The organism is Paraburkholderia fungorum (genome assembly GCF_902833645.1).
GTDB lineage: Bacteria > Pseudomonadota > Gammaproteobacteria > Burkholderiales > Burkholderiaceae > Paraburkholderia > Paraburkholderia fungorum.
This window is the reverse complement of sequence record NZ_CADFGE010000006.1, coordinates 429,533-451,759: the sequence shown is the minus strand read 5'-3', so window position 1 is coordinate 451,759 and position 22,227 is coordinate 429,533. Positions and strand designations below refer to the sequence as shown.

18 protein-coding genes are annotated in these 22,227 nt (G+C 61.5%); 9 read left to right on the top strand and 9 right to left on the bottom strand.

The genetic code is table 11. The features are described from left to right. Positions 1–930 precede the first annotated feature (930 nt). The 3 genes from styD to HWX91_RS21325 all read right to left on the bottom strand — a co-directional run bounded on the left by styD (position 931) and on the right by HWX91_RS21325 (position 5,828). Positions 931–2,409, bottom strand: coding sequence for a phenylacetaldehyde dehydrogenase StyD (gene styD, locus HWX91_RS21335; RefSeq protein WP_028198767.1), 1,479 nt, complete (start codon positions 2,407–2,409; stop codon positions 931–933). A gap of 196 nt (positions 2,410–2,605) precedes the next feature. Next, positions 2,606–3,583 (bottom strand): hypothetical protein, encoded by a 978-nt coding sequence (locus HWX91_RS21330; protein WP_127837916.1) that lies wholly within the window; start codon positions 3,581–3,583, stop codon positions 2,606–2,608. Between the two features lie 259 nt (positions 3,584–3,842). Further along, positions 3,843–5,828: a primary-amine oxidase gene (locus tag HWX91_RS21325; protein ID WP_028198765.1), complete on the bottom strand. Its 1,986-nt coding sequence runs from the start codon at positions 5,826–5,828 to the stop codon at positions 3,843–3,845. Positions 5,829–6,028: 200 nt separating this feature from the next. Between HWX91_RS21325 and HWX91_RS21320 the strand changes: the two genes are divergently transcribed. The 3 genes from HWX91_RS21320 (at position 6,029) to HWX91_RS21310 (ending at position 10,131) form a co-directional block, all read left to right on the top strand. Next, entirely contained in the window at positions 6,029–7,027 is a 999-nt protein-coding gene (locus HWX91_RS21320; RefSeq protein WP_028198764.1) for an AraC family transcriptional regulator, read from the top strand. 292 nt (positions 7,028–7,319) lie between these two features. Continuing rightward, complete coding sequence (locus tag HWX91_RS21315) at positions 7,320–8,771, top strand: APC family permease (RefSeq protein ID WP_028198763.1); 1,452 nt, start codon at positions 7,320–7,322, stop codon at positions 8,769–8,771. Between the two features lie 145 nt (positions 8,772–8,916). Further along, a complete protein-coding gene (locus tag HWX91_RS21310; protein WP_028198762.1) occupies positions 8,917–10,131 on the top strand; it encodes a porin in 1,215 nt (404 codons plus the stop codon). A 7-nt stretch (positions 10,132–10,138) separates the two neighbouring features. Here HWX91_RS21310 and HWX91_RS21305 read toward each other — a convergent pair whose 3' ends face one another. Beyond that, the gene (locus tag HWX91_RS21305; protein WP_028198761.1) at positions 10,139–10,504 is read right to left on the bottom strand and encodes a hypothetical protein; all 366 of its coding nucleotides are present in this window, start codon (positions 10,502–10,504) and stop codon (positions 10,139–10,141) included. Between the two features lie 174 nt (positions 10,505–10,678). After that, the gene (tam, locus tag HWX91_RS21300; RefSeq protein ID WP_028198760.1) at positions 10,679–11,455 is read right to left on the bottom strand and encodes a trans-aconitate 2-methyltransferase; all 777 of its coding nucleotides are present in this window, start codon (positions 11,453–11,455) and stop codon (positions 10,679–10,681) included. Between the two features lie 154 nt (positions 11,456–11,609). Between tam and HWX91_RS21295 the strand changes: the two genes are divergently transcribed. Beyond that, positions 11,610–12,506, top strand: coding sequence for a LysR family transcriptional regulator (locus HWX91_RS21295; RefSeq protein WP_028198759.1), 897 nt, complete (start codon positions 11,610–11,612; stop codon positions 12,504–12,506). A gap of 14 nt (positions 12,507–12,520) precedes the next feature. On the opposite strand, the gene HWX91_RS21290 is transcribed toward HWX91_RS21295, so the two are convergent. The 3 genes from HWX91_RS21290 to HWX91_RS21280 form a co-directional block, all read right to left on the bottom strand. After that, a complete protein-coding gene (locus HWX91_RS21290; protein WP_028198758.1) occupies positions 12,521–13,168 on the bottom strand; it encodes a GntR family transcriptional regulator in 648 nt (215 codons plus the stop codon). A 66-nt stretch (positions 13,169–13,234) separates the two neighbouring features. Beyond that, entirely contained in the window at positions 13,235–14,617 is a 1,383-nt protein-coding gene (locus tag HWX91_RS21285; RefSeq protein WP_028198757.1) for an aspartate aminotransferase family protein, read from the bottom strand. A gap of 40 nt (positions 14,618–14,657) precedes the next feature. After that, positions 14,658–16,007 (bottom strand): glutamine synthetase family protein, encoded by a 1,350-nt coding sequence (locus HWX91_RS21280; RefSeq protein ID WP_025496484.1) that lies wholly within the window; start codon positions 16,005–16,007, stop codon positions 14,658–14,660. Positions 16,008–16,193: 186 nt separating this feature from the next. Here HWX91_RS21280 and HWX91_RS21275 point away from each other — a divergent pair, with 186 nt between their 5' ends. The 5 genes from HWX91_RS21275 (at position 16,194) to HWX91_RS21255 (ending at position 20,770) form a co-directional block, all read left to right on the top strand. Then, positions 16,194–17,231 (top strand): AraC family transcriptional regulator, encoded by a 1,038-nt coding sequence (locus HWX91_RS21275; RefSeq protein WP_028198756.1) that lies wholly within the window; start codon positions 16,194–16,196, stop codon positions 17,229–17,231. A gap of 192 nt (positions 17,232–17,423) precedes the next feature. After that, entirely contained in the window at positions 17,424–18,317 is an 894-nt protein-coding gene (gene aguB, locus HWX91_RS21270; RefSeq protein WP_028198755.1) for an N-carbamoylputrescine amidase, read from the top strand. Positions 18,318–18,396: 79 nt separating this feature from the next. Continuing rightward, entirely contained in the window at positions 18,397–19,428 is a 1,032-nt protein-coding gene (locus tag HWX91_RS21265; RefSeq protein ID WP_028198754.1) for a histone deacetylase family protein, read from the top strand. Positions 19,429–19,573: 145 nt separating this feature from the next. Beyond that, positions 19,574–20,197, top strand: coding sequence for a glutathione S-transferase family protein (locus tag HWX91_RS21260; RefSeq protein WP_025496480.1), 624 nt, complete (start codon positions 19,574–19,576; stop codon positions 20,195–20,197). Between the two features lie 228 nt (positions 20,198–20,425). Next, positions 20,426–20,770: a hypothetical protein gene (locus HWX91_RS21255; RefSeq protein ID WP_025496479.1), complete on the top strand. Its 345-nt coding sequence runs from the start codon at positions 20,426–20,428 to the stop codon at positions 20,768–20,770. Between the two features lie 242 nt (positions 20,771–21,012). On the opposite strand, the gene fabV is transcribed toward HWX91_RS21255, so the two are convergent. After that, a complete protein-coding gene (fabV, locus tag HWX91_RS21250; protein WP_028198753.1) occupies positions 21,013–22,209 on the bottom strand; it encodes an enoyl-ACP reductase FabV in 1,197 nt (398 codons plus the stop codon). Positions 22,210–22,227 lie beyond the last annotated feature (18 nt).

Here is a 22,227-nt window from a genome sequence, read left to right as displayed (position 1 = left end):
AGACAAAGTCCATCTGAATCCGGAGCGCACCCTGGCATCGGCTCACAGATACAAGCAGGCAGCGTAACGGTTCAGGCGACAACTACCTTGACACACACCGCCTGCCGCAAAGAAAAGTAGGCAAAAGAAAGCGGCTCACACCGCCAGCTCATAAGCGGATCCCCCGCGCAGTAGCGGTAGTGGTGCATCTGGAATCTGTCGCCCCGCACACTCCGCGCCGTTGACACAGGGCTCATCAGCTCCCACTCCGCACTGCGTGCGTCGCGGACGGGTCTGCCAGGGAAACCAGCGGGTTTGCTCCGCGCAGCGGGAGCCGTCGGCTTCGCCTCGGCGAGACGTCCCCGCTCTGATTGGCCAACCTCCAATTCAAAGGAAATGTCTGTGCATTGCATTGGCGACCGCGACCACCGCCACGGTTGTGCTTGTGCGTGGAGCAGCGATGCAACGGCGAGTCGGGGAACGGGGACAACCGGGAGAATGAGACGCAACTCGGTGGCAGCGATGCAACGACGAGTCGGGGAAGGGACAAAACCGCGGAAGCGAAAATCCAGCGACCGGTTTTATGAACTAGGTATCGGCGCGCGCAGCGCCGCCGGAGGTATGACTCCTTTGTCACTGAGGCGGAATGTGCGAGGCGGCAGATTCCAGATGCACCACTGCCGTGGCTGCGCGGGGGACCCGCTTAAGAATTAGCGGTTTGAGCCGCTTTCTTTGCTTACTTTCTTTGCGGCGGCAAAGAAAGTAAGTGCCGCCCCGCACAGGGGCAACGCTAATAGACCACTAACATATCAAGGAAAGGCCAAAAGACCAAAAGACCAAAAGACCAAAAACAAAACAGACCACGAACCCAGCAAGGCACCGCCCAGAACCCATGGGCAACGCCCAAAAAATCCAGATCAACAACAAAAACCACCAACCAGGCAAAAAATATCAGTAAGCAATACAAACAGACTTACATTCCGTATAGGAATCAACAATAACCTTCCCATGTTCCCGTCCGATCCCGGACGCCTTAAACCCGCCGAACGGCATAGCCGGATCAACCATATTATGCGTGTTGACCCAAACCGTCCCAGCCTCGATCCCATCGACAAGCCGCAGCGCTTTATCGAGTTGATTCGTCCACACACTCGCCCCAAGCCCATACTCTGACGCGTTGGCCAGCGTCAAAACCTCATCGATATCGTCGTAAGGCATCGCCACCAGCACCGGTCCGAATACCTCCTCCCTGACAACGGTAAGCGGCTTGCAAGCGCGATTGGCAATAACCGTCGGCCGGACAAAAAAACCATCCGCATCAACAGCCGCATCGCGCGACAGAATCTCACCGCCTTCCTGCTTGCCCTGCGCAATCATCCCCATGACCTTGTCGCGGTGCCGGGCGGACACCATGGGCCCCATCTGCGTCGCCGCGTCGAAACCGGAACCCAATGCGATACCGTCGGCCACAGCGGCAATCCCTTGCACGACTTCGTCGTAAATCGATCGCGCAACGTACAGGCGAGAACCCGCAGTACAGACCTGTCCGTGGTTGAAGAAAATCGCGCCTGCCGCGCCTTCAATCGCTTTCTTCGGGTCACAGTCGTCCAGCACGATCACCGGACTCTTGCCACCCAGTTCCAGCGACGCCCGCTTCAGATCGTCAGCGCATTGACGACCAATGATGCGGCCCACTTCGGTTGATCCGGTGAAAGTGACTTTATTCACCAGTGGATGCCTGACCAGCGCCGCGCCAGCAGTCTCGCCGCGGCCCGTGACGACGTTGAATACGCCCGGGGGGAAGCCAGCTTCGTGAGCCAGTTCGGCCAGACGGATTGCCGTCAAAGGAGTTTCTTCGGCTGGCTTGAGCACGACGGTGCAGCCGCAGGCGAGCGCCGGAGCAATTTTCCAGACCGCCATCAGCAGCGGAAAATTCCAGGGGACGATTGCGGCGACCACGCCCGTCGGGACGCGTTTTGTCGAAGCGTTGTAGCGGGTGCCCGGGGGGAAGGGGATCGACAGGTCGAAAGTCGTACCCTCGATTTTGGTGGCCCAGCCAGCCATGTAACGCAACCATTGGACGCTGCCCGAGACTTCCAGCATCTTTGAGAAGGCGATGAGTTTTCCCTGGTTCAGGGTCTCCAGGGTGGCTAGTTCGTCTGTGTGCTGTTCTATCAGGTCGGCTAGTTTTAGTAGCAGATGCTCACGAGTGGCTGGCGGCATTCTGCGCCAGGTGTTGGATTCGAAGGCCGCCTTCGAGGTTTTGACCGCGTGGTCGATGTCGGTTTCCGATGCGTCCGGGATCTGGGCTAGTTCTTTTCCTGTGGCTGGGTTGTATATAGGGAAGGTTTTGCCTGCGGCGCTAGGGGTCTTTTCACCGTTGATGAACATGGTGGTGGGAAGATGTGCTGCGGTTTTCTGGTCGGGCATTTTGTGGAGGCTCCGGTGAGGGTTGAGTTTCTTGGTTTTTTGCGGCTTGCCTGTAGGGGTGTTTTTTTTGATCCGGCGCTTTTGGCCTTTCCTTGATTTGTTAGTGGTCTATTGGCGTTGCCCCTGTGCGGGGCGGCACCTACTTTTCTTTGCCGGCCGCAAAGAAAAGTAGGCAAAAGAAAGCGGCTTTACACCGCTAATTCTTAAGCGGGTCCCCCGCGCAGCTACGGTAGTGGTGCATCTGGAATCTGTGCTCCCGCACACTCCGCCTCAGTGACAAGGCAGTCATACTTCCCGACTCGCACTTCGTGCTCGCCGGATAGGTTTGCCCCAGGGTGCGGTGCTTTAAGTGCTTGCGTGATGGCCATCGGCCGGTCGCTAGCGTTACGGCGCAAGCCAGGTTCGCTGTCGCGGCCGATACATACAGCATCGTGAATCCGTCACCGAAAAAATAAGGCGTCGTCGATAACGTTGCGCCCAATATCATGCCAACGTGATGTGCCGCGCCAGGGCAGCCAGCGTTTATCACCCCGCTCGATTTGCCGCGTGGCTTCATGAGCGCCGGAATCGTCAGGCAGTCCAGAATCACAAATATTCTTGCCGCGAGCACGGCCGCGGTGGGGGCGTCTGCTGCGGCAAGCGCTGCGATTAACGCCGCGCGTGACACGTACAACGCAATCAACATCCGATTGTTGTTGCCGGATCGGTCAGCGATGAACGACAACGCACAAACAGCACCCAGCGAAAGTGCGATCTGCCATATCGGTTGCAGGCTACCCACGCCGCAAATTGCAACCAGCTGGAAACGCGCAAGCATGCCGCTCGATAAGCCCGCAAGTAATGCAAGCAGCACCGTTGCGCCGGTCGCATAGATGGATTCGCTCGATCGATCCGAGCTGTTACTCGTGTACCGATTTCGATCGGGATCTCCTGATGGCGCAGCCCACGTGCCGGCAAGATGCCGCCGGCAACAGAGCAATACGCCGCCCACCATCGCAAACATCGCCGCTATTGCACCGGAATGCTCCAGCTTGCTCACATACGGTGGCACCACGCTCATCGCACTCATCGCAACGGTCAGCGTCACTGCCGTTGCAAACGTGGTCTGCGCTCTGGCGACCCGGGACATCAATAACGGCACGATCGTCATCGTTGCCAAAGCCAGCGCGCTCATCCATATCGCGCTGGCTCGGGGACCAAGGCCGGCTTGCGCCGCCAGTGTCGCGACGCCACTCACGAGCAACACACAGGCCGTGCCACTCACGCTCGCCACTAGCCCGCCTGTGTGGTTTCTCAGGCTCGCAATCGGCCGGCGTGCCGCTTCTCCCATGCTCGCCATCAGCGCGTGTGTGGCGTCCGCCGCCATCGCGGCACGCACGCATGCCGCGTCGGCTATGCGCGCAGCCGCAACTCGCGCGCGGCGCGGCGCCGGCTCAGTGCTTGCAGCAGCCATGATCCGCGGACTTGCCGTCTTCAACGCTGTTCTGGTCACGCTCGGACGGTAAGTCCATCGTCGGGTTGGCAGAGAAGAAGTTGTTCGGCTTGAGCATGAACCCGGCGTACTCCACCGGCATCACCGGGAAGTCCTCGGGTTTGCACACGTGGGTGTGTCCGAAGCTGTGCCACAAGACAATGTCTTCGTTCTCAATGTTGCGATTCGCTTCGATGTAACGCGGCAAGCCATCACCACCGGCATGCTGGTTCGGATAGTCACCGCTCGCGTAGCGCTCGGTCGGGTCAAACGGTGTGACCCACACGTGGCGCGTAGCAAAGCCGCCGCGTTGGCGAACCTTGGAGCGTTCGTCCGCCAGCATGAGCGGGGAGTCGTTCACGATCAGCTTGTAACCGGGATTGGCGCCGACGGCGTTCTTCACGTTCGGATTGGTCACCTTCCAGTAACGTCCCGTACTGCCGTTCGCCATGCGCGCGGCTTCGCTTTCGGTTTTGAACACGCGCTTCGTGGTGTCGAAGACGTTGCCGTACGGATTCGTTTCGCCCATCGGACGCGGCACGAATTCGTGCTCGGTCACAGTGTTGCGCTCGCCGTCCACCATCATGTGCAGGCGCGCATTGAAAAAGTGCTGATGGGTCGGGCCGCCGAGGTTCTCGGTAATCATGCCGCCCCACGGATATGCGTCGCCGTCAGCTACGGCCGAGGTCTGGACGATGCCGGTCAGCTTGCATTCGAGCTGGATCGTGCCGTCCTGATACAGGTACCAGTAGAAACCGTAATCGTAGTTGCCGACGGTCGCGAAAAAGGAGATCACAAGGCGCCGCGAGCGGCGCATTTCGAACACGCCGGTGCGGAACTCATAGTGCTTCCACAGGGTGCCGTAATCCTCTTCGTGCATGCACACGGCGTTCTTCATCAGGAACGCATTGCCGAAATCGTCAGCGGACGGAATGTCGAAATAGCGGATCGTGCCGAGACAATCGCAACCAAGTTCAAGCTGGTTCGCCAGTTTTCCCAGACCATACTCGCCGGCATCGAACGCGCTTTTCCAGTAGTGGTTCGTGCTTGGGTCGGAGTAGGGCACGCACATCTCGGTCACGCTCGCACGGTAGATGATCGGGCGGGTGTTCTTGCCGTCGTCCCACGACAGTTGATGCAGCACCAGTCCCTCGCGCGGCGTAAAGCCGACCCGGAAGTTCCAGTTCTGCCAGCTCACGTGCCAGCCGTCGATCTTGAAGCTCGGGCCCTCCGGCTGGCTGATCGACAGCGGCTTGAGCGTGCCGCGCGGCTCGCCGAGGCTCGGCGTGTCGTAGTTGTGCTTCGCACGCGGAATCGGAATGATGCGGCCGTCGTCCACCAGTTCGATCACTTTCTTCTCGAGCAGGTCGACCACCGCCACCACGCCTTCGATCGGATGCGCGTAGCCGTTATCGGTCACGCTCTCGCGGTAGTAACTCACGCAACGCACAAGGCGCCGGCCATTCTCGTTCTCGCGGTCGAAGCAGCCGGCGGAAAACGGATCCACCTGCACATTCTCCAGATCCTTCTCGGTCAGGCCTCGCTTCAACACCGCAACACGCCATGCGGCGTCATTCTTGACGATCTGCTCGGCGTTCATGAAGTCTTCGATCATGATCGGCGGCTGGCCGTAAGGCGCGCGATCGCACGGCAACGCGTTGCGCGAGGCGACTCTTTTTTCTCTCAGGTCCACGGTGTATTCAACGATCGTACCGTTCGTGCGGTCGATTGCCAGGACGAACGCCGTGCGCGAGAAGTACTCGCCGGCCTTGAATGCGACCACTTCGGCCTTCGGCGGCTCACGCAATTCGACCATCGGAAAGCGAACCTGCGCGTCGAGTTTTTCGCCGGCCTTCACGAGATCGCAGGCAAGCTGCATTTCGTCCGGACTCAGTGGATCGAGCGGATGAACTGGCGCGTGAGCGGCTTTCGTGGCATTCGTATTCATAAGGTTCCCGTAAGGATTGTGCTGGACCGGACGGCGGTCCCGCGCAGATGAGCCGAGCGCGGCGAACGCTGAGTCGATGGCAAATCGTAGGAACTCAATATTATTTTCGCGCTTGCTTATCGCGCCAAATGAACGATAAAGTGCGCCAGGTGCAATGACACAGCAGCACATCAGCGAAGACTTGAGAGGAGACGCTCCGCATGAAAAAAGTCACGCTCAACGGCAGTTTCCCGATGATCCGCGCTGCGGTAATGGGACCGATTGTGCGCGCGCTCGATGCATCAGGCGCCAATTGCGACGCGCTGCTCGAAGCGTTCGGCATGAGCCGCAAGCTCCTGTCGAACCCCTATGAAATTCTGCCGCTCACCCGCTATGTAGCGGCCTTCGAGCGCACGGCCGAGGTACTCGGCGAACCGTCGCTTGGCTTGCGTCTCGGCAGCGAATTGCAACTGACGGAGCTCGGGCCCGCGGGTCTCGTGTTCCTGTCGTCACCGACCTTGAACGCGGCGATGCGCAAATTCTCCCTCGCGCTTGCCTCGTGGCAGAACACCACGACCTGCGAGTTGCTGCGCGACGGCGAATGGCCGGTATGGACCTATCAGATCGCCAATCCGCAGATATGGCCGCGCCGGCAGGATGCGGAGTACAGCTTGTCGACGATGTGCCATATGATTCGCGCCGTACGCGGCGCGGCGTGGAATCCGGTGGAAGTGCATTTCGAGCATGCCGCACCGGCCGATCTCAAACCGTACGCACGCATTTTCCGTGTACCGGTGCGCTTCCAGCAGCCTTTCAATGGCGTGATCCTGCGCCCGCAAGATCTCGACGCACCGCTCAAGAGCGCCGACACGCAAATGGCGCGCATGATGGAACGCCATGCCACGGATCTGATTGCGCGCGATGCGATGCCTCACAGCATCGTCGAGCAGGTGCGCGATCTGGTCACGCGGCGGCTTGCTCACGAAAAACTGATCGTTGCGGACATCGCGAAAGATCTTGGCTTATCCCATCGCTCTTTGCAGCGGCATCTGGCAGAGGCGGGGACCTCCGTACGGCAGATCGTGCGCGAAGAGCGGCAGCGCAGTGTGGAAGGACTGCTTGAACGTGACGGGCTTACTAATGCGGCGATCGCTCGCGCCGTGGGTTATGCCGATGCGACAGTGTTGTGGCGCGCTACGCGCAACTGGAAGAAACAATAAACGCTCCTGACACCGAAAATTTCTTTCACGCTGAAAGCAGGAAGGCGCACATTCGTCACACGAAAAATAACTTCAACATCCTAAGTATTTGCTGCGAACCGCCGCGCCTGCCAGGCAGCGCGCATTGGCGCAGATTATCGAAAAAATGGCGCAGTTCGCGAAGACGCTTTATTTTTTAGCTACCTACCATGCGCTCACACCGAAGTATCGAATGTCGGTCAACCGAGCGTCTGGACCAGCATGTCCCGGGTTTAGGCGAATTCCAGACTAGCCAACAAAAATAGAGGCAGCGATGAATGAACCCTACTCTCCGACCCGTCTGATCGACGCGGAGAATCCCGTGGAACTGAAGGGCAATACGCTGGGCTTGTGGCAGATCGTGTTCCTCGTCATATCCGCAGCCGCGCCGCTGACCGGCATGCTCGGCGCGGTGCCGCCGGCGATCAGTCTGGGCAACGGCGCGGGCATTCCTGGCGCGTTCGTGATTGCCGGCGTGGTGCTGCTGATTTTCAGCGTGGGATTTGCGTCGATGAGCCGGCACGTGGTGCGCGCCGGCGCGTTCTATGCGTACATTACCGCGGGACTCGGACGGCCGCTGGGCATGGCCGGCGCACTCGTCGCGCTGATGTCGTACACCTTTATCCAGATCGCGCTGTACGGGCTGTTTGGATTCTTCTGCACGGTGATTCTCTCGCCGCTGCTGCACACCGCGATGCCCTGGTACGGCTACTCGCTGATCTGCGTGGCCGTGGTGCAATTCACCGGCATTCGCGGCATCGATCTGAATAGCCGGCTGCTCGGCGTGCTGATGTGTCTCGAACTCGGCATTCTGCTGCTGCTCGCGATTGCAATTGTGGTGCACGGCGGTGGCCCGAACGGCCTCACGCTCGCGCCGTTCACGCCGGAACATGTGTTCAGCGGTCACCTCGGCATCGCAGTGATGTTCGCCTTCGCGTCGTTTATCGGCTTTGAAGCAACGGCAATTTACGGTAAGGAGTGTCGCGATCCGAAGGTGACCGTACCGCGCGCGACATATGTGTCGGTCATGCTGATCCTCGTTTTCTTCGCTTTCGTCACGTGGACGATTGTTTGCGCGTACGGACTGAATGACGTGGTCGCGGTCGCGACGAAGCAACCGGGCGACTTCTGGTTCATACAATCCGGCAAGTACCTGGGCGGTGCGGTGACGACCGTGATGAGCTTCCTGTTGCTCAGCAGTATCTTCGCGAGTCTGCTGTCGTTCCATAACACGCTGGTGCGCTATATCCATGCGCTCAGCCTGGAGGGCATCCTGCCGCAAGCCCTCAACCGGGTGCACGAAAAATACCGCTCGCCGTATGTGGCGAGCTATCTGCAAACACTCTCGGTGTGCGTTCTGCTCGGAATCTTCATCGCGGCCGGCAGCGATGCGTTCAACATCGTATTCAGCTGGAGTTCGGCACTCGGCACGATCGGTATCGTGATGCTCCAAGCGGTGACGAGTTTTTCCGTCATCGCATTCTTCCGCAAGACGCGTAAGGACACGCGTGTATGGCACTCGTTTGTCGCGCCTCTGGTGGGCGGCATTGGCCTGCTGTATATCGGCGTGATTCTGGTGCGCAATCTCGACGCGCTCAGCGGCTCCGATAGCCCGATCGTCAAATCTTTCCCCTGGATCGTATTCGCCGTGGCGCTCGTCGGCGTCGCGATCGGTCTCATCTTGCGTAAGAAGCGGCCGGATATCTACGCACGCTTCGGGCAGTAATCGAAGGGCGCGCCAGGTACCCAGCGCGCGCCACCTCCTTACGTTCCAACGATCGACTGCCGCTGTTCATTTCCGAACGGCAGCGGAGCGGTGTCGTTCGTCCCGTTGTTCTTGCTGATTTCACCACTTAACTTTCGACAGAGATATGGCAGACAAATTCGTCAAGCGCTCGGCGCTTGCGCTGGCCACGTGCGGCCTCGCGATGGGCGCCCATGCGCAATCTTCGGTGACGCTCTATGGCACGGTCGACGCCGGCGTCGTCTACACGACCAACCAGCAGACGACGCTCGCCAACGGCAGCACCAACGGCCACGCGAATTACCAGTTGGCCGGCGGCAACCTGGTGCCGTCGCGGTGGGGTTTGACCGGCGCCGAGGATATCGGCGGCGGCACCACGGTGAACTTCACGCTGGAGAACAGTTTTCTGATCGGCAGCGGCACGATGCTGCAATCGAATACGCTATTCAACCGCAACGCATGGGTCGGTTTGAACAACGCCACCTACGGCGCGCTGACGGTCGGCCGTCAATACGATCCGTTCTCCGACTACATGGGCGCGTACGCGTCGAGCAATAACTGGGCGACGCTATACGGCTCGCATTTCGGCGACGTCGACAACCTCAACGAGGCGTTCAACTTCAACAACTCGATCAAGTACATCAGCCCGAGCTTCGGCGGTTTGACGGTTGGCGGGCTGTTCAGCCTTGGGGGCGTGGCAGGGAATTTTTCGCAGAACAAGGGCTGGTCGCTGGCGGCGAATTACGCGCAGGGGCCGTTGTCGTTGAGCGCGGGGTATCTGGAGTTGAACCAGCCGTTGCAGGCGGCCTTAGGCGGCACTGCCGGGTATATCGGCGATTTCAGTTGCTCGAATGCCGATGCACAGTATTGTCTGTTGCAGCAGGCGAGCAAGGTGAGGATTTTCGGAGCAGGGGGTTCGTATGCGTTCGGCAAGGCGAGCGTCGCGCTCAGCTACACGCACACGCGGCTGTCGCAGAGCCAGTATTTCGCGAGTGCGGCGCGACCCGACGGGGCGGATATCGCGTTCGACATCGCCGAATTGAACACGACGTATACGCTCGCGCCGGATTTGCAGCTTGGTCTGGCGTATATCTTCAACGACGCCAAACCGAGTGGGGGTACCTCAACGCGCGTGCATCAGATCAACCTGGGGGCGGTGTACAGCCTGTCGAAGCGGACAGCGGTCTATGCGGTGGCGATCGGGCAGAAATCTTCCGGCGCCGGCCTCGCGATCGATCCGGCGACAGGGCAGACCGAAAATCTGGCGCAGATTCCGAATATCGTCAACTCGGACACGGATAAGCAACTCTCCGTGATCGTCGGCATACGGCACAATTTCTAGTCTGCCGTTAATCGGCCAGGCGCTTGTCCGCCAGGGCGCTCTGGCAATCCGCCAGCACCTGCTTCACCAGCCGCGCCTGGGGATCGAGTTCGTCCGTGTCGAGAATTTCCTCGACGGCGTCCCGCGCCCAATCGGCTTCGACAAATTTGGCGTGCCGCCGCGCAATCTCCAGCGCGGTGGCCGACAGCCTGGCGATGCTCAGCCAGTCCGCTTCCCGGGACCGGTGGTCGAGCCACTTATGGGCGGCCTGCACGTGAAACGCCGCGTCAGGCCAGTCCTCGTTCAGGTAATAAGCGCCAAGGCAACCGCAGGTGAGCCAGCACAACAGCTCCAAACGGTCCCGTGGACTCAGATGATGGCGTACATCACTCATGGCGACGCTCGCTGCTGTAAATTGCGTTCCGGTAAGGACGGCAAGCCGTCCTCCGCTTCCGTTACACAATATCACGCAGAATTCACGAGCGGCAATGCCTGACTGACCCTGGCGGCTCCGGCACCGCAAACAGCGTGCGGCGGCGGTTGCCAGCGAGCCGCCGTCCCGGCCGCGCTAGCGCGTCGCGACGATAAACAGCCGTGGGAACGGCAGCAGCACGGTGCCGTCGGCGAGCGCCGGATAAGCCTTGGCGATCGCATCCCGGTAGCGCGCCAGGAAGACCCCTTTTTCATGGTCATCGAGCTCGGCCAGGAACGGCCGCAGCGCGCTGCCCTTGAACCATTCGACCACCGCGTCCGCGCCGCCTGCGAGCGGGTGATGGTAGACGGTGCGCCACACGTCGACCCGCTCGCACAGCGGCTTGAGCAGCCCGTAATACCAGTCGGCTCCATAGCGCATGGTGCGTTCCACGCCCTTGAGTTTGGGCGCCCACGGGCCGTCCGCCGCGATTTCGCGCAGCAGGCGGTGCGCCGGTTCGTCGAGGTTGTCCGGCATCTGCACGGCCAGGCTGCCGCCCGGCGCAAGTTTCTTCACCAGCGACGCAAACAGCGGCTCGTGATCGGGCACCCACTGCAGCACGGCATTCGCCAGAATCAGGTCGTACGGACCCGGCGCATCCCACGTCGCAATGTCGCTCACGTCGAACTGGAATTGCGGCAGGCGTTTGCGGGCTGCCTCGATCATGTCCGGGGAACTGTCCATGCCGCTGACCGTCGCGCCGGGCAGGCGGGCCGCCAGCGCTTCGGTGGAGTTGCCGGGACCGCAGCCGATGTCGACCGCGACCCGCACCGTCGTTGCCGGGACCGCCGCCAGCAGATCCCTGACCGGGCGCGTACGCTCGTTTTCGAACAACATGTACTGTTTTGCCGCCCAATCCGTCGATGAAGTCATCTTTCCCTCCGTTGCCTGCCATCCTGGCCACCAAGCCATGTTCGCCGGCATCCGCTCACCGCGTGCAATGCCGACCCGATCCAATCCACTCATTCTGTGCGGCGGCGAAGGCGGAGTAAAATGAATTTATCATTGCCATTCCTTCATTTTTCTAATGAAAATCGACACACTAGGCGTCCAGGCGTTCGTTGCGATTGCAGATCGCGGCAGCTTTCAGGGCGCGGCTGATTCGTTGCACGTCACGCAAACGGCCATTACCCAACGCCTGCGTAAGCTCGAAGCGTTTCTCGGCGTCACGCTGATCGAGCGGACCACCCGTTCCATGGCGCTGACGGAAATAGGGCGCAGTTTTTTGCCTCAGGCACGCCGTTTATTGGGCGAGCTTGCCGATGCGCTGATGGAGATTCGCGAGACGGGCGTGGCCCGTCGCGGCGACGTGTCGATCGCCTGTGTGCCGACCGTGGGCGTGCAGTATCTGCCGCGCATTCTGCAGGCGTATGCGGCGCGTCATCCGCATAACCGCATCAAGATTCTCGATCACGCTTCCTCCGCGGTGGAGGCGGCGGTGTTGCGCCGCGAGGTGGAGTTCGGCATCAATATCGCCGGCGAGCATCATCCGGATCTCGCCAGCGTGCCGTTGACGGAAGACCGCTACGTGCTGATTTGCCATGAAGATCATCCGCTGGCAAAACGACGGCGCATCGCGTGGCCGCAATTGCAGCCCTATCCGCTGATCTTTGCGGGCGAGGTTAGCGGCAATCGCGCCTTGCTCGATGTTGCGCTGGAGAAAAGCGAGCTGTCGCTGCGCTCTTTCTATGAAGTGCAACGCAGCTCGACGGCGGTCGGTCTGGTCGCTCAGGGAGTGGGGGCGGCCGTCGTGCCGGCGCTCGCCATCCAGAAGGGTGCGTATCCGACGGTTCGCACCATCGAGCTTACGCATCCGGTGGTCTCGCGCACGCTGGTTCTCGTGGCGCGCAAGACGGCTCATTTATCGCCGGCGGCACAGGCGTTGTACGACATGATTCTTGAACAGGCGACGTTGAAGGCCTGATTCAAGCCCGATCCTCACAGACACTGTGCCCGCAAACAATGCGCCGCATGACTCAGATCGTGTTCGATCGCACGCCGCACGCCGGCTGCGTCGCGCGCCTTGGCGGCGTTGAGCAATTCGTCGTGCGCATCGTTGAGTGTGCCGGCAAACTGCGCATCGCCAAATAGGAGGTTCGAAATCGGCCCGACCTGCAGCCACACCGTTTCGATCAACTCGAGTAGAAGCGGAGAGCCGGCCGCGCGGTACAGAATCAGATGGAATGCTTCGTTGGCGTCGAGATAGCCCTTGGCGTCCGTAGTGCGTAGAGCTTGTTCCATTTCATCGTTCAGTTTTTCCAGCGTTTCCAAATCGTGCGCGCTGAGATGCGGCGTGCCCAGTTCGGCGGCCTGGCCTTCGAGAATCAGGCGCACGCGCAGCACATCGTCGAATTGTTCTTTCGATAAGCGCGGCACCGTCACGCCGCAGTTGGGCACGTTCACCAGCGCCGACTCGGCCGCGAGGCGCTGCAACGCGGAGCGCACCGGCATCTCGCCCACGCCGAGCTCGGCTGCGACGTGACGGATCTTGATGCGCTCGCCCGGCACGAAGCGCCCGATCGTCAGCCATTGCCGCAGTGTTTCGTAGGTCTGGTCCTGCAGCGTGTGATGGCGCGAAGTTTTCATAAAGCTCGAAGCAGAAGCCAAAAGAGACAGCTGAAAGGCCGACAGTTTAGCGCCGGCCGTACCCGATCAGCCGCGATCCAGAGAGGCTCCCGTGGTCAGTTCGGCCAGGCAGGCGTCGAACATCGACACCAGTTTGTCGACGTCGACGACCGACGTGTCGGGGCAGACCAGGATCATGTTGTGAAATGGCGTGATCAGCACGCCGCGATTGAGCAGGTACAGGTGCACGATCTGTTCCAGCTCCGGATCGAGCTGGCGGCCGGCTTCTGAGCCGTTGCGTGGCGGGGTTGGCGTGAACTGGAATTCGGTGCGGGCGCCGACGCGTGTCACGCACCATGCGAGACCATGACGCGCGATCGCATTCGTCAGGCCCGCCTCGATCCGTTCCGCGAGCGCGAACATGTGATCGTAGGCGGCCTCGGTCATCACTTCGGCAAGCGTCGCTCGGATCGCGCTCATCGCCAGCATGTTGGCCGTCAGCGTGGTGCCGATGCCGGAGTGGCCGGGCGGTGCGCTGCGCTTGGCATGTTGCGCGCGGGCCGCCAGCTCGGCGCTAAAACCGTACACCGCGCACGGAAAGCCGCCGCCCACCGGTTTGCCGAGGATGAACAGGTCGGGTTCGAGGCCGTATGCCCTCGTGTAACCGCCCGGCCCGCAGCTGATGGTGTGGGTTTCGTCGATGGCGAGCAGCGTGCCGTAGCGGCGCATGAGCGCTTGCGCCTCGCGCAAGTAGTCCGCCGCGGGCAGCACCATGCCGATGTTGGTCATCGCGGGCTCGGCGAGCACACAGGCCACGTCGCCGTCTTTCAACGCGTTCTCCAGCGCGGCGAGATCGTTGAATTCGATCACGCGTGTCGCCTCGAGCAGATCGTGCACCTGGCCGATCAGGCTGTCGCGCTGTTGCGGCCTGCCGTCGACCAGATCGACGAATACGTCGTCCACGGTGCCGTGATAGCAGCCGTTGAAGATCACGATCTGGCTGCGCCCGGTCGCGGCGCGCGCCCAGCGCAGCGCGAAGCGGTTAGCGTCGCTCGCCGTCATTGCGAACTGCCAGTAGGGTAGGCCGAAACGGCGCGCCAGCTCTTCGCCGACCCATGCGGCGTCCTCGCCCGGCAGCATGGTCGTCAGGCCGCGCTCAGCCTGGGCCGCAAGCGCGCGGGCCACGGGGGCGGGTGAGTGGCCGAACATCGCGCCCGTGTCGCCGAGGCAAAAGTCGGCGTAACGATGGCCGTCCACATCGGTAAACGAGGCGCCGCGCGCCTCGTCGACATAGAGCGAGAAGGGCGTCGACCAGTCGTTCATCCAGTGCAGCGGCACGCCGAACAACAGGTGGCGCGCGGCGCGTTCGGACAGCGCGCGCGATGCCGGCATGGCCTCCGCAAAAGCGCGGCGCTCTCGTTCGACAAGCGCCTGCGCGCGCTCCCAGTTGATGCCGTGACGGGTATCCAAATCCTGCTTCTCCAATGACGTTTCCATAAACTGTCCGCGCTCAGACGAGCAGTTGCAGATGCTCGCGTTCCCACGCGGTGATGCCTTGCGAGAAGGTCTCGAACTCCTTTTCCTTCACCGAGCAATAGGCCTGCACGAAGTTCTCGCCGAGCACGTCGGCGAGTTCGCCGCACTTCAGGAGCGCCTTGAGGGCGTCTTCGAGGCCACGCGGCAATTCGTATTCGAGGTCGTAGGCGCTTTCGACCATCGGCGCCGACGCTTCCTGCTGCTCGACCATGCCGAGGTAGCCGCAGGCGAGGGTGGCCGCCATGGCCAGATACGGATTGACGTCGACCCCCGGCACGCGGTTTTCGAGCCTCCGGCCGTCCGGTCCGGAGTTCGGCACGCGGATGCCGCAGGTGCGGTTGTCGTAACCCCAGCGCACGTTGATCGGCGCGGCGGTAAACCGCGACAGGCGCCGATAGGAGTTCACGTAGGGCGCGAACATCGGCATGGCTTGCGGCATGTACTTCTGCAGACCGCCGATATAGTTGAAGAACAGCGGGCTGGCCGTGCCGTCTGGCAGCGAAAAGATATTCGCACCGGTTTCGCGGTCGACGATGCTCTGATGAATATGCATCGCACTGCCTGGTTCGTGCTCCATCGGCTTGGCCATGAAGGTCGCGAAAATGCCATGGCGGAAGGCGGTTTCTCGAACTGCCCGCTTGAACAGGAACACGCGGTCGGCGAGATCGAGCGCGTCGCCGTGAGAAAAATTGATTTCCATTTGCCCCGCGCCGACTTCATGGACGAGCGTTTCGACGCCGAGATGCGTCATCTCGCAGAAACGCGACAGGTCCTGGAAGAACGGATCGAATTCGTTGACGGCGTCGATCGAAAACGACTGGCGCCCGGCTTCGTGACGCCCCGCGCGGCCGAGCGGCGGGCGCAGCGGTTCATGCGGATTCTTGTTCTGCGCGATCAGGTAGAACTCCATCTCCGGCGCGACCACGGGGCGCCAGCCTTTTTCTTCGTAGAGTTTGAGCACACGCCGCAACACCGCGCGCGGCGAAATGCCGATGGGCTTGCCGTCGAGTCCGACGCAATCGTGGATCACCACTGCGACCTGCTCGATTGCCCACGGCACGAGCCGAACCGTGTTCGGATCGGGAATGCAGACCATATCGGGATCGCTTGGCCCGACGAAACGCTCAAAATCCGCGAACTCGCCGTTGACGGTGATCATCAGCAGCGCGTTCGACATGTGCATCTTGCCTTCCGAGAGAAACAGGTTCTTCGGCACGATCTTGCCGCGCGCCACGCCCGTCATGTCCGGTATCACGCATTCCACCTCGTGGATGCGGTGATGCTCCAGGAATTCACGTAGATCGTCGCGTAGGTCGCTTTGCAAGGTTGACTCCAGTCGGTTGATGAAGATGGCGCGAAGCGGGGCGGCGAAGCCTGCGCGACGCGCTGTCTGTTCGGGAAAGCTGGACGTTTTGCATCATGAGATTTGATCAAATCATGACATGGATTTTTCCTTTTGGGAAATTTGATCAAATATCATCGGCTCATCGAAGGAACCTGAGAGCTGCCCATGACCGATGCGCCGTGTTCGCAACGCCCGTCGCCGGCCCAACGCGTCGCGACCCTGCATACGATTGCCGCCGCCGTCTCACTGCTGGAGCGGCAGGGGATTAGTGCTGAGCTGCTGCTGGCGGGAAGCGGCGTCGGCGCGGCCGACCTGCGGCGACCGTCCGGGCTCGTCACGCAGGCGCAGGAACTGATGGTGTTCGCCAACGCGTTGCGCGCCTGCGGCGATACGCGTATTGGGCTCGACATCGGCCGCGCCATGCATATTTCGAGCTACGGCATCCTCGGCTACGCGATGCTGGTGAGTCCCACGCTCGGCGACGCGCTGCAATGCGCCCAGGACTTTCCCGTACTGCTCGGGAGCTACTTCAAGGTTTCGCTGCGCCGCAACGCGGAGGAAGCGGCGATCGTCGCGGCCGATTATCACTACCGGCCGGATCTTGCTGTGATCAATACCGACATGTGTCTCGCCTCGATGTGGGCGATCGTCTGCGACGTGCTGTCGGCACGGCGCGCGCCGGATACGCTCAAGGTGACGTTCAACGCACCCGCTCACGCGGATGCCTACGAAGCGCGCATAGGCCGTCGCGCCACGTTCGACGCCACCGAAAACGCCCTGATTTTTCCGGCCAGCTGGCTCGACGAACCGCTGCCGCTCGCCGAGCCGGTGAGCTATCTGATGTCGCGCCAGCAATGCGCACAACTGGAACGCGAATGGGCCACCGCGGCGGGCAACGACGTGACCGCGCGCAGCTTGCGCCTGCTGTATTCCGACCCCTGCCGCTACGGTTCGTTGCGCGCGCTCGCCGATGCGCTGTGCGTGTCGGAGCGCACCCTCAGACGACGCCTGGCGGGCAGCGGCTCCGCCTTCCAGACGCTGCTCGACCGCGTGCGCCACGATCTCGCGCTCGACTACCTGACGCGCACGCGGCTGTCGATGTCGGATATTGCCGAGCGGCTCGGCTATAGCGAAACGGCGGGCTTCCGACACGCGTTCCGCCGCTGGACGGGCCATTGTCCGAGCGATTACCGCTACGCCTGACAGGCGGTTCTGTCGAAACGCCCCTTGAAGCCGACGGTTCGGCCGGCGCAACCTCGTGCCGCAAAGTCACGTCATGAACGACTGACGCCGGGCCACATTGGCCACATTTATCCCCTCGATGACCGCTTCTCCGCTATCGCTCACGCGCGCCTCGGGCAGAATTTTCCCAGACCAATACAAGGGAGACATGAGATGCGTGCAGTCAGCGTGGCGGCAATCCAGTTGGCCGTCCCCGGATGGGATCGCGAGGCGAATCGCGCCGAGGCCGAGCGCCTCGTGCGTGAAGCGGCGGCACAAGGCGCACAGGTGATTCTGCTGCCCGAGTTGTTCGAGTTGCCGTATTTCTGCACCGAACAGGATTCAAAGCACTTCCGTCATGCGCTGCCGTTCGAGGGCCATCCCGCCATTACGCGGTTTAGCCGCGTCGCGGCCGAGTTGAACGTAGTCCTGCCGATCAGTTTCTTCGAACGGGCCGGCAACGTCTTCTACAACACGGTGGCGATGATCGACGCCGATGGCCGCGTGCTCGGCCGCTACCGCAAAACTCATATTCCCGACGGTCCGGGCTACAGCGAGAAGTACTACTTCACGCCCGGCGACACAGGTTTGCGCGTCTGGCCGACGCGCTACGGCACACTCGGCGTCGGTATCTGCTGGGACCAGTGGTTCCCGGAAACGGCCCGCGCGATGGCGCTGCTCGGTGCCGAACTGCTGTTCTATCCGACCGCGATCGGCAGCGAACCGCAAGACCCGTCGCTCGACAGCAGCGCGCACTGGCAGCGCGTGATGCAGGGCCACGCAGGCGCGAACCTCGTGCCGCTGATCGCCGCGAATCGCACCGGCCGCGAGCAAGGCCGCGACTTCCCGCAGCGCTACTACGGGTCGTCGTTCATCGCCGATCAGTATGGCGAGCAGGTGAAGAAAGCGGGGCGCGACGAGTCCGCGATCCTGCTGCATCGTTTCGATCTGGATGCGGTTGCCGCGACACGCCATGCATGGGGCGTGTTTCGCGACCGGCGGCCGGCCTGCTACGGCATCCTCGCGACGAGCGACGGCGTACACCGGACGCAGGAGGGGGCACCGTGACTATCGTATCCACGAGTGTGACGGACCCCGCCGGATTGAGTGACGGATTCGAGCAGCAAGCATTCTGAGGAGACATTGCATGTTGACTGTGTATAGCGATCGGCACCGGCTGCATCATGGCCACGCGGAATTGATCGACGGCGAAATGAAGCCTTGCTTCGAGATGCCGAGCCGCGCTGATTTCATCCTGGAACGGGTGCGCGAAACGAAGCTCGGCGACGTGATTGCGCCCGCATCGTTCGGACTCGATCCGGTGCACCGTGTTCACGACAAAGGCTTCATTGCGTTTCTCGGCAGCGCGTGGGACGAATGGAGCGCGCTCGGCCGCAAGCATGACGCGCTGCCGCTCATATGGCCGGTGCGCGGCATGCGCCAGGACCGCGTGCCGGAAGATATCGACGGCAAGCTCGGCTACTACTCGATGGATGCGGGTGTGCCGATCACCGCGGGCACGTGGGCCGCCGTCAGCGACGCCGTGAACGTGGCGCTCACCGGCGCGCGCCACGTGAGGGAAGGTGCGCGCGGCGCATTCTCGTTGTGCCGCCCGCCTGGGCACCACGCTGCGGCGGACTATATGGGCGGCTACTGCTATATCAACAACGCTGCGGTGGCGGCGCAGTCGTTCCTCGATGCGGGCGCAAAGCGCGTGGCGATTCTCGATGTCGATTATCACCACGGCAACGGTACGCAAAGCATTTTCTATCAGCGTTCGGACGTATTGTTCGCGTCGTTGCATGGCGATCCGCGCACTGAGTACCCGTTCTTTCTCGGCCACGCTGACGAAGCCGGCGCGGGTGCCGGCCTCGGCTACAACGCCAACTTTCCGCTGCAACCGGGTACGGCTTGGGCGGACTATACGGTGGCGCTCGACGCGGCCTGCGCGCGTGTCGCCGATTACGCGCCGGATGCACTGGTGGTGTCTCTCGGTGTCGATACTTTCGAAGAAGACCCGATTTCGCAATTCAAGCTGCGCAGCGCGGACTATCTGCGTATCGGCGAGGCGATCGGACGATTGGGGAAACCGACCTTGTTCGTGATGGAAGGCGGCTATGCGGTCGCGGCGATCGGAGTGAATGCAGTGAATGTGCTGGTGGGGTTTGAGTCGGTTTGAGTCGGTTTGAGTCAGGTTGGCGAGCTGGCCCTGTGCGCTGCGCGCAAAGTGTCCATGTCCGCTTCGTCACGTCACGGATACGCTACGATTCGAACCGGATTCCCGGTGTATTTCTCCATAGCGACCGAACGGGCAGCGACCAGCCATGCTTCAGATACTAGGCAAAGCCTCATCCATCAACGTCCGCAAAGTGCTGTGGGCATGTACCGAACTCGGCCTGCCGTTTGAGCGGGAAGATTGGGGCTCAGGATTCAGGACGACCAACGTGCCCGAATTCGTCGCTTTGAACCCGAACGCCATGGTGCCGGTGATCCGGGACGGCGAGTTCGTGCTGTGGGAATCCAACTCGATCATCCGTTATCTGGCCGGCCGTTATGGAGGCGAGTTCCTCTACCCGGGGGACCCTTGCGAACGCGCGAAATGCGATCAATGGATCGACTGGCAGGCGAGCGAACTCAATCGGGCATGGAGCTACGCGTTTCTGGCGCTGGTCCGCAATTCGCCGGCGCATCAGGACCGTCAGCAGATCGACCTGTCGTGCGTGAATTGGACCCGGCATATTGCGATCGTCGATCGGCAACTGGAGACGACCGGTGCCTTCATCGCCGGAGCGTCGTTCTCGCTTGCGGACATCCCGATCGCGCTCTCGATCAACCGCTGGCTCGAAACGCCGCTACAGCATGGCGGTTTTCCCGCGCTGACGGCTTACATGGCACGCCTCGCCACGCGTCCTGGCTATCCGGCGTATTGCCGTAACGGCACGCCGTAAGCCACGCGGTTACTCCACCAGGGCGGCGCTCCGTTGTGCCGCCTTGGCGAACAGGCCCGACGCTGCCGAACTGAGGCGGCATTGGCGTGACGGGTCCGTTCGCAAGTGAATGCTTACAAAAATACCGGTCAAATGCTTACGAAAGACCAGGTGCGGGGTGCTTCTGTGTAGCTCGGCGCGACTCGCCTACAATGGCCGGTTTCGCGATACAGATTGAAGGTTTGAAAGATGCGGGTACTGAAATTTGCACTGGCTGTGCTGGCAGCCTGTTTTACGCTCAACGCAAGCGCCGAGATGACGGCCGCGCAATATAAGCTCTGGGCACATACCGACAACAACTCGGTGTACGCGGCTTACATCACGGGCACGATCAACGCGCTGGGTTGGGCGAATGGGGATCTGGTGTCGAAGAAACGTCCGCCGCTGTTCTGTCCGCCGCAAAACCTGGCCATCGGCAACCAGAATGTCTATCCGCTGCTCGACCAGTTTTTCGCCAATCATCCGAGTATTTCAGACGACTTTCCAATCGGGCTCGCCATTCTGCGCTCGCTTCAGGGGGCGTTTCCCTGTTGACAGGCAGTTCGGCTACGACGCCATTCGAAATGCGTCTAGCGCCCATATCTCGTTCGCGAGAACAGACGGTTGCGAGCGGGCAAGCCACTCCGTCAGCGGCGTAAGGCTGATGCCTGGCGCAACCGAGCCGCCGAATGCCTCGGAAACGAACGGCGCGCCATCGCCCGGGCGACCGACGACCTGAACCATATGGGCTTTGCCGCGCGGCCGGGGAAGCGGGGCGGTGGATGCCCCGCGAAGACTCACATCTGCACGAGTCCGGGGATCTGCACGTCCGGGTTGACGTCGGCTTCATAGTCCACGCCGGCGATTTCGAATCCGAACAGGCGCAGGAAATCGGTCTTGTAGCCGCTGAAGTCGGTGAGTTCGTAGATGTTGTTGTCGTTCACCTGGGTCCAGAGTGCCTGGACACGTGCCTGCACCTCGGGATCGAGTTCCTTGTAGTCGGCGCGCAGACGGCCTTCTTCGTCGATGTGCGGCGTTGCGCCGTACATGCTGTCTTTGAAGAGACCGTAGACCTGTTCGATACAGCCTTCGTGCGTGCCTTTTTCCTTCATGACCTTGAAGAGTAGCGACAGGTACAGCGGCATCATGGGGATCGCGGAGCTTGCTTGCGTGACGACAGCCTTGAGCACCGAGACGCGTGCATCGCCGCCCTTGGCCGCCAGTTTCTCGCGGATGCCGAGCACTTTCTGGTCGAGGTCTTTCTTGGCCGCGCCGATCGAGCCGTTCCAGTAGATATCGTGCGTGATTTTTTCGCCGAGATAGGTGAACGCGGTCGTTTTCGCGCCGTCGGCTAGCACGCCGGCGTCGAGGAGGGCGTCGATCCACATCTGCCAGTCTTCGCCGCCCATCACTGCGACAGTGTTGTCGATTTCTTCTTGCGTGGCGGGTTCGAGGACCGTTTCCTTGACGACTTCCTTGTCGGTGTCGATGCCGCGCAGCTTGACGGCCTTGCCGACCGGCTTCAGGGTTGAGGTGAACACCTGACCGGTTTTCGGATGCGTGCGCTTGGGTGCTGCCAGGCTGTAGACGACCAGATCGACCTGACCGAGATCGCGCTTGATGACTTCGATGGTGCGTTGCTTGACTTCATCGGAGAAGGCATCGCCGTTGATGCTGGTCGCGTACAGGCCTTTTTCTTTGGCGAATTTTTCGAAGGCTGCGGTGTTGTACCAGCCGGCCGTACCGGCTTTGGTTTCGCTGCCGGCGCGTTCGAAGAAGACGCCGAGCGTGGCGGCGTCGGAGCCGAAGGCGGCGCTGATGCGGGCGGCGAGGCCGTAGCCGGTTGAGGCGCCGATCACGAGCACTTTTTTCGGGCCATTGGCGATGGGGCCGCGTGTCTTGACGTATTCGATCTGTTCCTTGACGTTGGCTTCGCAGCCGGTCGGATGGGTCGATACACAGATGAAGCCACGCACGCGCGGTTTGATGATCATGAAGCACCTCTTGTCAGA

Coding starts and splice junctions, on each gene's coding strand:
- HWX91_RS21295 (WP_028198759.1), top strand. CDS start 11,610: ATGAAAATCGACACACTAGGCGTCCAGGCGTTCGTTGCGATTGCAGAT.
- tam (WP_028198760.1), bottom strand. CDS start 11,455: ATGACTTCATCGACGGATTGGGCGGCAAAACAGTACATGTTGTTCGAA.
- HWX91_RS21310 (WP_028198762.1), top strand. CDS start 8,917: ATGGCAGACAAATTCGTCAAGCGCTCGGCGCTTGCGCTGGCCACGTGC.
- aguB (WP_028198755.1), top strand. CDS start 17,424: ATGCGTGCAGTCAGCGTGGCGGCAATCCAGTTGGCCGTCCCCGGATGG.
- HWX91_RS21315 (WP_028198763.1), top strand. CDS start 7,320: ATGAATGAACCCTACTCTCCGACCCGTCTGATCGACGCGGAGAATCCC.
- HWX91_RS21290 (WP_028198758.1), bottom strand. CDS start 13,168: ATGAAAACTTCGCGCCATCACACGCTGCAGGACCAGACCTACGAAACA.
- HWX91_RS21325 (WP_028198765.1), bottom strand. CDS start 5,828: ATGAATACGAATGCCACGAAAGCCGCTCACGCGCCAGTTCATCCGCTC.
- HWX91_RS21305 (WP_028198761.1), bottom strand. CDS start 10,504: ATGAGTGATGTACGCCATCATCTGAGTCCACGGGACCGTTTGGAGCTG.
- HWX91_RS21330 (WP_127837916.1), bottom strand. CDS start 3,583: ATGAGCGCGCTGGCTTTGGCAACGATGACGATCGTGCCGTTATTGATG.
- HWX91_RS21255 (WP_025496479.1), top strand. CDS start 20,426: ATGCGGGTACTGAAATTTGCACTGGCTGTGCTGGCAGCCTGTTTTACG.
- HWX91_RS21265 (WP_028198754.1), top strand. CDS start 18,397: ATGTTGACTGTGTATAGCGATCGGCACCGGCTGCATCATGGCCACGCG.
- HWX91_RS21320 (WP_028198764.1), top strand. CDS start 6,029: ATGAAAAAAGTCACGCTCAACGGCAGTTTCCCGATGATCCGCGCTGCG.
- styD (WP_028198767.1), bottom strand. CDS start 2,409: ATGCCCGACCAGAAAACCGCAGCACATCTTCCCACCACCATGTTCATC.
- fabV (WP_028198753.1), bottom strand. CDS start 22,209: ATGATCATCAAACCGCGCGTGCGTGGCTTCATCTGTGTATCGACCCAT.
- HWX91_RS21260 (WP_025496480.1), top strand. CDS start 19,574: ATGCTTCAGATACTAGGCAAAGCCTCATCCATCAACGTCCGCAAAGTG.
- HWX91_RS21275 (WP_028198756.1), top strand. CDS start 16,194: ATGACCGATGCGCCGTGTTCGCAACGCCCGTCGCCGGCCCAACGCGTC.